This window comes from Vibrio sp. 1S139, from assembly GCF_041439475.1.
In the GTDB taxonomy this organism is placed as follows: domain Bacteria; phylum Pseudomonadota; class Gammaproteobacteria; order Enterobacterales; family Vibrionaceae; genus Vibrio; species Vibrio crassostreae_C.
Map to the genome: position 1 here is coordinate 56253 of NZ_JBGOOD010000023.1, position 13026 is coordinate 69278.

Genomic DNA, 13026 nt, shown 5'->3' on the forward strand with positions numbered 1-13026 from the left:
CGAAAGTTGTCTCCCAATGAGCTGCAGTCTGGCTAATCCATCAGCAATTAGAAAGAAAAGTTCCAAGCACATCAAACAAATGGGGTTATAAATGGTTGTTGGTGTGAAAATTACTTACACTAAAGGGCATTAATTTTAACTCAAGCCTTGAAAACTCTACTCTCAAGTACAATATCAAAGATACTAGATTTATCTCAGTATCCTTGGTTAGTAACTGAAGACTAGTTCATAGCTAGTAGAGACACTGACGGCATTTAAAATAGATCGCGGACGATCTGAGAACGAAGAGATTCCAAGCACATGATTACTAAGCTGCTGACAAAGGTAATTGGCAGTCGCAATGACAGAACACTGCGCCGCCTTAGAAAAATTGTAAAAGAAATTAATAACTACGAACCAACGTTTGAAGCTCTTTCAGACGAAGAGCTAAAAGCAAAAACGGTTGAGTTTCGTGAGCGCTTAGATAAAGGTGAATCGCTAGACCAACTTCTACCTGAAGCATTTGCTACGGTACGTGAAGCGTCTAAGCGTGTTTACGGCATGCGTCACTTTGACGTGCAAATGATTGGTGGCATGGTTCTAAATGCTGGCCAAATTGCAGAAATGCGTACTGGTGAAGGTAAGACTCTTACAGCAACCCTACCAGCTTATCTTAACGCCCTACCTAGCAAAGGTGTTCACGTAGTAACGGTGAACGACTACCTAGCGAAGCGTGATGCGGAAACAAACCGCCCATTATTTGAATTCCTTGGTATGACTGTTGGCGTAAACGTGCCAAACATGGCTCCACCAGAGAAGAAAGAAGCGTACCAAGCGGATATCCTATACGGAACAAACAACGAGTTTGGCTTCGATTACCTACGTGACAACATGGCTTTCCGTGCTGAAGATCGTGTTCAACGTGAGCGCTTCTTTGCTGTTGTCGATGAGGTTGACTCAATCTTAATCGATGAAGCTCGTACTCCACTTATTATCTCTGGCCCAGCTGAAGATAGTTCAGATCTTTACACGCGTATTAACACGTTGATCCCTAACCTTGAGCGCCAAGATAAAGAAGATTCTGAAGAGTACCGTGGTGAAGGTCACTACACCATGGACGAGAAATCGAAACAGGTTCACCTGACTGAAAACGGTCAAGAATTTGTAGAAGAGCTAATGGTCAAAAACGGCCTGATGGAAGAGGGTGACACGCTTTACTCTCCAACTAATATCAGCCTATTGCACCATGTTAATGCAGCGCTGCGTGCACACGTACTGTTTGAGAAAGACGTCGACTACATCGTTACTGAAGAAGGCGAAGTGGTTATCGTTGATGAACATACTGGTCGTACTATGCCAGGTCGTCGTTGGTCTGAAGGTTTACACCAAGCTGTTGAAGCTAAAGAAGGTGTGAAGATTCAGAATGAAAACCAGACGCTAGCATCGATTACATTCCAGAACTTCTTCCGTCTATACGAAAAACTGTCAGGTATGACAGGTACAGCCGATACAGAAGCTTTCGAATTTCAGTCTATCTACGGCCTAGAAACAGTGGTTATCCCAACCAACAAGCCTATGGTTCGTAACGATATGCCAGATGTGGTTTATCGTACCGAAGAAGACAAGTTCAATGCGATCATTGAAGACATCAAAGACCGTGTAGCTGCTGGTCAGCCATCATTGGTTGGTACGGTTTCTATCGAGAAGTCTGAACTACTGTCTAACGCACTGAAAAAAGCAAAAATTAAGCACAGCGTTCTAAATGCTAAATTCCACGAAATGGAAGCAGAGATCGTTGCACAAGCTGGTATGCCGAGTGCGGTAACTATCGCAACTAACATGGCTGGTCGTGGTACCGATATCGTATTAGGTGGTAGCTGGCAGGCACAAGTTGAGAAGCTAGAGAATCCAACCAAAGAGCAGATCGAGAAGATCAAAGCTGACTGGAGAGTAATCCACGATAAAGTGCTTGAGTCAGGTGGTCTGCACATCATTGGTACTGAGCGTCATGAATCTCGCCGTATCGACAACCAGCTACGTGGTCGTTCTGGTCGTCAAGGTGATGCGGGTTCTTCTCGTTTCTACCTATCAATGGAAGATTCTCTGCTACGTATCTTCACATCGGATCGTATGGCTGGTCTTATCCAAAGTGGTATGGACGAAGGCGAAGCGATCGAATCTAAGATGCTTTCTCGCTCAATTGAAAAAGCACAACGTAAAGTTGAAGGTCGTAACTTCGATATTCGTAAGCAGCTTCTTGAGTACGATGATGTAGCCAATGACCAACGTAAAGTGGTTTATGAGCTTCGTGATGAACTGATGAGCTCTGACGATATCAGCGAGATGATCGAACACAACCGTGAAGATGTATTGGCATCAGTGATTGATGAATACATCGCACCTCAGTCTCTTGAAGATATGTGGGATATCGCGGGTCTGCAAGATCGTCTGAAGAATGACTTCGATCTAGACTTTGATATTCAAGGTTGGTTAGACGAAGACGACAAGCTTTATGAAGAAGCATTGCGTGAGCGTATTCTTGCTATGGCGGTTGATTCGTACAAACAGAAAGAAGAAGTGGTTGGTGCTCAAGTACTGCGTAACTTCGAGAAATCTGTGATGCTACAAACGCTAGACGGCCTTTGGAAAGAGCACTTGGCTGCGATGGATCACCTTCGTCAAGGTATCCACTTACGTGGTTATGCTCAGAAGAACCCGAAACAAGAGTACAAGCGCGAGTCGTTTGAACTGTTTGAAGGCCTACTAGATGTACTGAAAACAGACGTTGTTACCATCCTTTCTAAAGTGCGCGTTCAGCAACAAGAAGAAGTTGAAAAGATGGAAGCTCAACGTCAAGCTCAAGCTGAAGAAGCGGCGCGTCGTGCACAAGCGCAACATGCAACAGCTGAAAACCAGCTAGCTGACGATGAAGCTGAAGCGGCATCTCCACAAACGGTAGTGCGTGACGAGCGTAAAGTTGGCCGTAACGAGCCATGCCCATGTGGTAGCGGTAAGAAGTACAAGCAGTGTCACGGTAAAATCGCGTAAGTTTAATGAATCGTTGCTGTAGCGCATGATAGCTGCGTTGGTGGTACTCACTTACAGTCGTAAGCTCCGTGCCACCGCCTTGCTCTCATACACTACAACTTAGCTTCATAAAACTGACAAATAGAATATAAAGAGTCGCTTAGGCGGCTCTTTTTGTATGTAAATTTCATGGCTTACTTTGTTACGCAAGGAAGTTGTCATTCCCTATAGCGAGGAGTGAGCGTAGTAGGGAATCTTGTTTAGTTAGGCTCGCGTAGTTTTAGATCCCCAACTCAGTCGTTCCTCTTTCTTGAGGATGACGTATTTAGGGACTATGTGAGTTCAGCGTTTTATTAAGGAACACCATCAATGAAAAGAATCCATATCGTAGCGGGTATTATCTTCAATCAAGATAAGTCACAGGTCTTTATCACTAAGCGTCCAGATGACAAGCACAAAGGTGGCTTCTGGGAATTTCCAGGTGGCAAGGTTGAAGAGGGCGAAACTATTGAGCAAGCGATGACTCGCGAGCTTGATGAAGAGGTCGGTATCAAGGTGACCGAGCAGTCTCTGTTTGAGCATCTTGAATTTGATTACACGGATAAGTCACTTAAGTTCGATTTCATTCTCGTGACTGATTTTGAAGAGCAGCCTTATGGTAAAGAAGGTCAGCAAGGTGAATGGGTAAGCCTAGAATCATTGAATCAATACGCCTTCCCAGAGGCAAATGTGCCAATTTTAGAGCGAGTAATAAAAGAGTTTTCGTAATTGCTAGCCTGAGTTTGAGATTGTTGTTAGTTTAAAGAGATTAATCGATTGAACGTTGCTGCAAGAGATAAGTGGCAACGGTAACCAAAACAATGGAGATATTCGCAGTGGTAAGAATTGCAATTGCAGGAGCAGCGGGCCGCATGGGCCGCAACTTGGTGAAAGCCGCTCATCATAATTCAGAAGCAAGTGTTGGAGCTGGTTCAGAGCGTCCAGAGTCATCTTTGGTCGGCGTAGATGTCGGCGAGTTATGCGGTGAAGGTCGTTTTGATGTTGCTTTAGTCGATGATTTGTCTAAAGCCATCGAAGAGTTTGATGTGATTGTCGATTTTACTGCCCCTGTTAGCACATTAGCGAATATTGAACTTTGTAAACGTCACGGTAAAAAACTGATCATCGGTACAACGGGCTTCTCTGAAGAAGAGAAGCAGGTGATTGATGCTGCTTCAAAAGAGATGGCTATCGTAATGGCACCTAACTACAGCGTTGGTGTGAACCTGGTCTTTAAGCTGCTAGAGAAGGCCGCTAAAGTGATGGGCGATTACTGTGATGTCGAGATCGTTGAGGCTCATCACCGTCATAAAGTCGATGCACCGTCAGGTACTGCGATTGGTATGGGCGAAGCTATTGCGGGTGCTATGGGCAACGAGCTGAACGATGTAGCTGTATGGTCACGCGAGGGTATTACTGGCGAGCGCACTAAAGATGAGATTGGTTTCGCGACGATTCGTGCCGGTGACATTATTGGTGAACACACCGCTATGTTTGCTGATATCGGTGAACGAGTGGAAATTACCCATAAAGCCACTGATCGAATGACCTTTGCTAATGGCGCAATCAAGGCCGCGGTTTGGTTAAATGATAAACCAGCAGGCTTTTATACCATGACGGATGTGCTTGGTTTGAATGACCTATAAATAGATATTTATGCGCTGGCAATTGCCGGCGCTTTCTTTATTTGGTGCCTTTTCCTTAGTAATCTCACTTCTCCGATCTTCCTTCTACTTTCTTCTTATCGCCTTTTTGACTCCATTTCTATGCTGTTTATGTGGTCTTTAGTATGTTTTTTGTTTTAGATCTTTAAATTGTCATGTTTTCTCTTGGTATTTATCGATTGCGTTTTGTTGCTGATATTTTTATCACTCTATGGTTGGCTAAAATGAGGGGTGAAAATTAGAAAATCGTAATATTCGAGCTAAATGCGTATGAAAGTTGAACTTTTGGAGCTTTGAGGGGGTAAATTGAATTAGTCCTTACAAATGTTTAATTTCTTTTGAGTTAAATGTTGACACGTATCACGCAGATCACTAAAATACCGCCAATTTGTCTAATTTCCATAAACACGCAGTTTTTGGTGTTGCAGGAAGGTAGATTTGCAAATTAAATCAATTTTAATGCATTTTTATTTCTGGAGGTTGTCTTGAAGAAGTCAGCACTACTCGTCCTAGAAGATGGGACAGTATTTCACGGTGAAGCCATTGGCGCTGTAGGTTCTGCAGTTGGTGAAGTCGTTTTTAATACCTCGATGACGGGGTACCAAGAAATCCTCACTGATCCTTCCTATTCTCAACAAATCGTTACCCTTACTTACCCTCACATTGGCAATACCGGAACCAATTCCGAAGACGAAGAATCTTCTTCAATCCACGCTCAAGGCCTTGTGATTCGCGATCTCCCTCTAATCGCTTCTAACTTCCGTAATGAACAATCCCTTTCTGATTACCTTAAGTCGCAAAACGTTGTTGGTATCGCTGATATCGATACTCGTAAGCTGACGCGTATTCTTCGTGAAAAAGGCGCACAGAACGGTTGTATCGTAGCTGGCTCTTCAGTAAACGATGGAAACCTAGACGAAGCTCTAGCTCTTGCTAAAGCAAAAGAATTCCCTGGCCTGAAAGGTATGGACCTTGCGAAAGAAGTTACAACAAAAGAAGCGTATCAATGGAAACAAGGTTCGTGGACGCTTACGGGTGGACTTCCTGAAGCGAAAGCAGACTCAGAATTGCCATACCACGTTGTTGCTTATGACTTCGGTGCAAAACGAAACATCCTACGAATGCTTGTTGACCGCGGCTGCCGCCTAACGGTTGTTCCTGCTGAGACTTCAGCTGAAGAAGTACTTGCTCTGAACCCAGACGGTGTTTTCCTTTCAAACGGCCCTGGTGACCCAGAACCATGTACTTACGCAATTGAAGCGACAAAAGTGTTCCTAGAAAAAGGCTTACCAATCTTCGGTATCTGTCTAGGTCACCAGATTCTTGCTCTTGCGTCAGGCGCTAAGACAGTGAAGATGAAGTTTGGTCACCACGGTGCAAACCACCCGGTTAAAGATTTAGATCGTGATGTTGTGATGATTACTTCGCAAAACCACGGCTTTGCTGCTGACGAAGAAACCCTTCCAGAGACACTACGTGCAACGCACAAATCACTATTTGATGGTTCTCTACAAGGTATTCACCGTACAGACAAACCAGCATTCAGCTTCCAAGGTCACCCTGAAGCGAGCCCAGGTCCAGAAGACGCAGCGCCGTTATTCGACCACTTTATTGAACTAATCAAACAGCACACAGCGTAATTCGGAGTAGTAGACAATGCCAAAACGTACTGACATTAAAAGTATTCTTATTCTAGGTGCTGGCCCGATCGTTATCGGCCAAGCATGTGAGTTCGATTACTCTGGTGCTCAAGCTTGTAAAGCGCTTCGCGAAGAAGGTTACCGAGTTATTCTTGTGAACTCGAACCCAGCGACAATCATGACTGACCCAGATATGGCAGATGCAACTTACATCGAGCCTATCCAATGGGAAGTTGTGCGTAACATCATCGCTAAAGAGAAGCCTGATGCAGTTCTACCTACTATGGGTGGCCAAACTGCATTGAACTGTGCTCTAGACCTAGAAAAGCACGGCGTTCTTGAAGAGTTCGGTGTTGAAATGATTGGTGCAACGGCTGACGCTATCGATAAAGCAGAAGACCGTTCACGCTTCGATAAAGCAATGAAAGCAATTGGCCTTGAGTGTCCAACTGCTGATACAGCGAAAACGATGGAAGAAGCTTACAAAGTTTTAGACATGGTTGGCTTCCCTTGTATCATTCGTCCATCGTTCACGATGGGTGGTACTGGTGGCGGTATCGCTTACAACAAAGAAGAATTTGAAGAAATCTGTCGTCGTGGTTTGGATCTATCTCCAACTAATGAACTTCTTATCGATGAATCACTTATCGGTTGGAAAGAGTACGAGATGGAAGTGGTTCGTGACAAAAACGACAACTGCATCATCGTATGTGCGATTGAAAACTTCGACCCAATGGGTATTCACACAGGTGACTCAATCACTGTGGCTCCAGCTCAAACGCTGACAGATAAAGAATACCAACTAATGCGTAACGCATCTCTAGCAGTACTGCGTGAGATTGGTGTTGAAACAGGTGGTTCAAACGTACAGTTTGGTATCAACCCGAAAGATGGCCGTATGGTTATCATCGAAATGAACCCACGTGTATCTCGCTCTTCTGCACTAGCATCTAAAGCAACAGGTTTCCCAATCGCTAAGATTGCAGCGAAACTGGCTGTTGGTTTCACGCTAGACGAGCTAATGAATGACATCACTGGCGGCGCAACTCCAGCATCATTCGAACCAACAATCGACTACGTAGTAACTAAGATTCCTCGTTTTAACTTCGAGAAGTTTGCAGGTGCTAACGACCGCCTAACGACGCAAATGAAGTCGGTTGGTGAAGTTATGGCTATCGGCCGTAACCAACAAGAATCTCTACAAAAAGCACTTCGCGGCCTAGAAGTTGGCGCGACTGGTTTTGACGAAATGGTAGACCTAGACGCACCAGATGCTCTAACGACTATCCGTCACGAACTTAAAGAAGCTGGCGCAGAGCGTATTTGGTACATCGCTGACGCATTCCGTGCTGGTATGTCGGTAGATGGTGTATTCAACCTAACGCAAATCGACCGTTGGTTCCTAGTTCAAATCGAAGACATCGTTAAGCTAGAGCAAGAACTTAAAGCGAAAGGCTTTGCTGGTCTAAATAAAGACGAGCTAAACAAGCTTAAGCGTAAAGGTTTTGCTGATGCGCGCCTATCTAAGATTCTAGGTGTAGCGGAAAGCGAAATCCGTCGTCTACGTGACCAATACGATATCCACCCGGTATACAAGCGTGTAGATACGTGTGCAGCTGAGTTCTCTTCAGATACGGCTTACATGTACTCATCTTACGATGACGAGTGTGAAGCAAACCCAACAGACAAAGAAAAAATCATGATTCTAGGCGGCGGTCCAAACCGTATCGGCCAAGGCATTGAATTTGACTACTGTTGTGTACACGCATCACTAGCGCTACGTGAAGATGGCTACGAAACTATCATGGTTAACTGTAACCCTGAGACAGTTTCTACAGACTACGATACGTCTGACCGTCTGTACTTCGAACCAGTAACTCTGGAAGACGTACTAGCAATCGCTCGTGTTGAGAAGCCAAAAGGCGTTATCGTTCAGTACGGTGGTCAAACGCCACTTAAACTGGCACGTGCTCTTGAAGCTGCTGGCGTACCAATCATCGGTACTAGCCCAGACGCAATCGACCGTGCAGAAGACCGTGAGCGTTTCCAAGTTGCTGTAGACCGTCTAGGCCTACTTCAACCAGAAAACGCGACAGTAACAACAATGGAGCAAGCGGTAGAGAAATCTCGTGAAATCGGCTTCCCACTTGTTGTACGTCCTTCTTACGTACTTGGTGGTCGTGCGATGGAAATCGTATACGACGAGCAAGACCTACGTCGCTACTTCAACGAAGCAGTTAGCGTATCAAACGAATCTCCAGTACTACTTGATAGCTTCCTAGATGACGCTGTTGAAGTAGACGTAGATGCGATTTGTGACGGTGAGCGCGTTGTAATCGGCGGTATTATGGAGCACATCGAGCAAGCGGGTGTTCACTCTGGTGACTCAGCATGTTCTCTTCCTGCATACACGCTAAGCCAAGAAATCCAAGACGTAATGCGCGAGCAAGTTGAAAAGCTAGCGTTCGAGTTGGGTGTTCGTGGTCTGATGAACACGCAGTTTGCTGTTAAGAACAATGAAGTGTACCTAATCGAGGTTAACCCTCGTGCAGCACGTACGGTTCCATTCGTATCTAAAGCAACTGGTGCGCCAATCGCTAAGATTGCCGCTCGTGTAATGGCGGGTCAATCTCTAGAGTCTCAAGGCTTTACGAAAGAAATCATCCCACCTTACTACTCAGTGAAAGAAGTTGTACTTCCATTCAACAAGTTCCCTGGTGTTGACCCACTGTTAGGCCCAGAAATGCGCTCTACTGGTGAAGTTATGGGTGTTGGTGCGACGTTCGCAGAAGCATACTCTAAAGCTGAATTGGGTTGTGGTAACATCTACCCAGAAGGCGGTCGTGCACTTCTTTCTGTTCGCGAAGGCGACAAAGAGCGTGTTGTTGACCTAGCATCTAAGCTATCTAAGCTTGGTTACCAGCTAGACGCAACTCACGGTACTGCGGTTATCCTTGGCGAAGCGGGCATCAACCCACGTCTAGTAAACAAGGTACACGAAGGTCGTCCTCACATTCTTGACCGTATCAAGAACAACGAGTACACGTACATCGTGAACACTGCAGCTGGCCGTCAAGCGATTGAAGATTCTAAAGTTCTTCGTCGTGGTGCACTTGCTGAGAAAGTTAACTACACGACTACGCTAAACGCTGCATTCGCGACTTGTATGGCGCACACTGCAGACGCGAAAACGTCAGTAACTTCAGTTCAAGAGCTACACGCTCAGGTTAAAGCTTCTCAAGCTTAATCGCCTAAAGTGTATCGCTGATATGCGGATATAAATGCTCAAAGCCCACTCCTCGGAGTGGGCTTTTTTATGTCTGTTATTCCGCGGTAGCTTAATGATGAATATTTGGAATAGGTTAGAATCTTGTGTTTCGTTATTGCTCGTCTGCTGTGAGTGGTAACTTGTCGCTACACAGGATTTTAAGGCGTTGGGTATATGGAAATCACTCTAGAAATATTGGCTATCTTGTTTGTTGTTGCAACGGCAGCAGGCTTTATTGATGCAATGGCTGGCGGCGGTGGGTTACTGACTCTACCTGCATTGCTAGCGGCTGGAGTTCCACCCACGCAGGCACTGGCAACCAACAAACTCCAAAGCTCATTTGGCAGCTTCTCCGCGAGTTGGTATTTCGTGCGCAACGGTATCGTCAGCATCAAAGAGATGCGCCTTGCTATCTTTTGTACCTTTATTGGCTCTGCAATTGGCGCTGAGTTAGTCCAGCACATTGATGCGAGCCTACTGACCAGTGTTATCCCACTGCTGCTTATCGCTATCTCTCTCTATTTCCTGTTGGCACCCCAAACTAGAGCGTCTGAAGGAAAACAGAAGATCTCTGAGGCCATGTTTGCTCTGTGTATTGGTGGCGGCGTGGGTTTCTATGATGGCTTTTTTGGCCCAGGAACAGGTTCTATCTTCACCGTCTGCTTTGTTGCTATTGGTCACTTCTCGTTAGTCGATGCTACGGCGCGTACTAAAGTACTTAACTTTACCTCGAATATCGCTGCCTTAATTTTCTTTATTTTGGCTGGTTTGCCTATTTGGGAGTTGGGATTAGTGATGGCGGTCGGTGGATTTATGGGCGCTCAGCTTGGCGCTAAAGTGGTGGTGACAAAAGGGCAGAAATGGATTCGCCCCCTTGTGATCGTGATGTCGATGCTAATGGCGTCTAAACTGCTTTGGGAACAGCATCAACAATCGATTCTATCAGTGTTTTAACTCGTGGAGACTGGTAACTATTTGGTCTGACACAGATATGAATCGGCCGAATCAAGCCTGCTAATTCGGTGAAGCTATACAGATATTGAGGCTCAATATTGAGTGTTTTTACGATAGAGAGCGGTATTAACGCTGGCCCAGTCCCGCCCAATGCAAGTTGAGCCGCTGCGGTGTAGGCATCCATCTCCATCAAGGGTTTGATACCAAACTTCTCTAATACAGAAAGTTGATAAGAATTGGCAGGGTTGGTCATGTCGTTAGTGATGACCATTGGAGGAAGCTCCGTTAGCGGTGACTTACTCACTATGTAAAACGGCTCATCAAATAGATGGAAGGTCATCAACCCATGATGCGGTGGCAGTAAGCCAGCACACAACCCCAAGGTCGCCTTACCAGATTGCACTCGCTCTATGATTCTCGGCGTGTGGTTGGTGGTAATGGTGATGTACTTATCTTGCTGGATGAACTGGCCCATCATCTCACCTAAATAACCGGCTATCAGAGACTTAGAGCTGTCTAGGGTGATGAGAGTAGTATCTTCCAACTCTTGCTGTTCATAAATAAGCCCGCGAAGTTCATTGAATGTCGGGCCAATACTCTCTATTAATGCTATCGCATCTGGCGTGAGTTTTATCTGTCGGCCACTCGGTTCAATGAGCTTTTTACCTAGCTTCTTTTCTAAATTCGCAATCCGTTTGCTGACCGCTGATTGGCTGATATAAAGCAAACTGCCTGTGCGGCTCATGGTCTTTGCTTTACTCAATACCAGTAGAGTTTCGATTCCTTCGAGTAGCATTGGGTTATATTCATGAAAGTTGGGAATGATTGTTTCAACTTACCTCAAACAACATTCATTCTCTAGTCTTGAGATCATAGATATCAATCAAGCTAGGAGTTTTGAAGCTAGCCCGTCAGCTAACTAGTTAGTTTAGGTTCTCTTAACTAGACTCGCGATGCGCTGACCAAAATAGAAAGCAGTCTGAAGATCGTTACTGTTGATGTGACTATTGGTGCTATCTGCCGTCTCATCTTCACTGGCGACCAAACCAATGCTTGACCCTGTGCGATTCAAACCTAAGTCATCAATGTGCTTTGAGATATCAAGCCCAGCCCAAATCATGCCATGCTGACAGGCCAGAGTGAAAAAGCTCAACAAGGTTTGTTGCTGCTCACCGTTAAGGCTGCCGCCAGTGGTAAAGCCTGCTGCGAGTTTATTTCGCCATGCTTTCTTACAATAGCTATCACTACTTGCATCCATAAAGCTCTTAAACTGTGCGGCTGGTGAACCCATATAAGTCGGGGAGCCAAAGATAATGGCGTCACAGCTGTCTAATGACTTGAGCTTATCATCATTGTCATACCTTCCTTCGACCACTTCAGAAGATAGCACTTCGACAAGGAGTACTGAGTTAGGTTGTTGAGTGTTAATGCCTTCAGCGATTGTCTCAGCAACTTGCTTAGTTGCTCCATTCTTAGAGAAGAAAACAATGCCCACTTTACCAATACTCATCTTGAACTCCCTTTTGCCAATGTTAGTAAATACATTTATTTATAAAGCTATTTGTTTATTAATATAGCCTGCGAATTAGATAAGTAAACAAAAAACATTACTAACCTCCTGGCTAATGGACTAACTAAATTGAGTGTTAGGAAAAGAAGGGATCTTTGAAGAGTGGAAATAGAGGGTATAAGTGATTTTAAACGTGATTAAAAAAGGCCCCTTTGCGGAGCCTTTCTCTTTGTAACGATAGCTTATTTGATGGCGAAGGTCGGCAATGATAACTTCCAGATATATCGTAGAGCGATGGCACTGAGTTGTTTTAGCTATTTCAGGAATTGCTGATAATTCATGCTACAACTGCTTGTTTCTTTGGTGAGAAGAGCGCACTACTTTCAGCAGTTGTCGTCTTCTATACCTTTCCATGAATGTTGCACTTATGATCTGAAATCAGGCCTAGTTACTTATCTGTTTTGTTGTCTTTAGTGGCGTTGTTGCCTAAATTAGTTGAACCTTTTCCAAGTCCTGTGATCTGATCATTTGAAACGATTGGAATGGTGGTGATATGGGTAAAGCAAACAAGAAGATAACTAACTGGACGGAGTACAATAAGGCTCTTTGTAAACGTGGTTCGGTTACATTCTGGATAGATGATTCAGCCGTAGATGCATGGCGATGCAAAACTCATCATGGTAAGCGTGGGAGAGGCTTTCAGTACTCTGATACAGCGATTGAAACCGCCTTGATGATTAAGGGCATCTTCTCTCTTCCTTTACGTGCTCTTCAAGGCTTTATCGACTCTATCTTTGAGCTATTAGATGTTCCACTAACGTCCCCTGACTACACCTGTATCAGTAAACGCTCGAAGACAGTTCAGGTCAAATATCGCAATAAATCGAGAGGGGCTATTCGCCATATAGCCATTGATTCTACTGGCCTCAAAGTCTTTGGTGAGGG

At 44.9% G+C, this 13026-nt stretch carries 9 protein-coding genes; 7 read left to right on the top strand and 2 right to left on the bottom strand.

The annotated features are described in order from the left end of the window. Positions 1-300 precede the first annotated feature (300 nt). The 6 genes from secA to ACED46_RS10055 all read left to right on the top strand — a co-directional run bounded on the left by secA (position 301) and on the right by ACED46_RS10055 (position 10571). A complete protein-coding gene (gene secA, locus ACED46_RS10030; protein ID WP_017066234.1) occupies positions 301-3027 on the top strand; it encodes a preprotein translocase subunit SecA in 2727 nt (908 codons plus the stop codon). A gap of 348 nt (positions 3028-3375) precedes the next feature. Further along, positions 3376-3774 (top strand): 8-oxo-dGTP diphosphatase MutT, encoded by a 399-nt coding sequence (gene mutT, locus ACED46_RS10035; protein WP_017062897.1) that lies wholly within the window; start codon positions 3376-3378, stop codon positions 3772-3774. A 92-nt stretch (positions 3775-3866) separates the two neighbouring features. Further along, positions 3867-4691 carry a 4-hydroxy-tetrahydrodipicolinate reductase gene (gene dapB, locus ACED46_RS10040; RefSeq protein ID WP_020628676.1) on the top strand — a complete coding sequence of 275 codons (825 nt, stop codon included), beginning with the start codon at positions 3867-3869 and terminating at the stop codon, positions 4689-4691. A 503-nt stretch (positions 4692-5194) separates the two neighbouring features. Continuing rightward, a complete protein-coding gene (gene carA / locus ACED46_RS10045; protein ID WP_010434758.1) occupies positions 5195-6349 on the top strand; it encodes a glutamine-hydrolyzing carbamoyl-phosphate synthase small subunit in 1155 nt (384 codons plus the stop codon). A 16-nt stretch (positions 6350-6365) separates the two neighbouring features. Beyond that, positions 6366-9596 (top strand): carbamoyl-phosphate synthase large subunit, encoded by a 3231-nt coding sequence (carB, locus tag ACED46_RS10050; RefSeq protein WP_017059294.1) that lies wholly within the window; start codon positions 6366-6368, stop codon positions 9594-9596. 195 nt (positions 9597-9791) lie between these two features. Next, entirely contained in the window at positions 9792-10571 is a 780-nt protein-coding gene (locus ACED46_RS10055; RefSeq protein ID WP_017059295.1) for a TSUP family transporter, read from the top strand. On the opposite strand, the gene ACED46_RS10060 is transcribed toward ACED46_RS10055, so the two are convergent. Next, positions 10522-11367 carry a LysR family transcriptional regulator gene (locus tag ACED46_RS10060; protein WP_017059296.1) on the bottom strand — a complete coding sequence of 282 codons (846 nt, stop codon included), beginning with the start codon at positions 11365-11367 and terminating at the stop codon, positions 10522-10524. The two genes, ACED46_RS10055 and ACED46_RS10060, sit on opposite strands and share 50 nt — an antisense overlap. Positions 11368-11499: 132 nt before the next feature. After that, entirely contained in the window at positions 11500-12081 is a 582-nt protein-coding gene (locus tag ACED46_RS10065; protein ID WP_136978391.1) for a flavodoxin family protein, read from the bottom strand. 553 nt (positions 12082-12634) lie between these two features. Here ACED46_RS10065 and ACED46_RS10070 point away from each other — a divergent pair. Further along, positions 12635-13026: IS5 family transposase (locus tag ACED46_RS10070; protein WP_371721372.1), on the top strand; the 392-nt coding region annotated here is incomplete at its 3' end.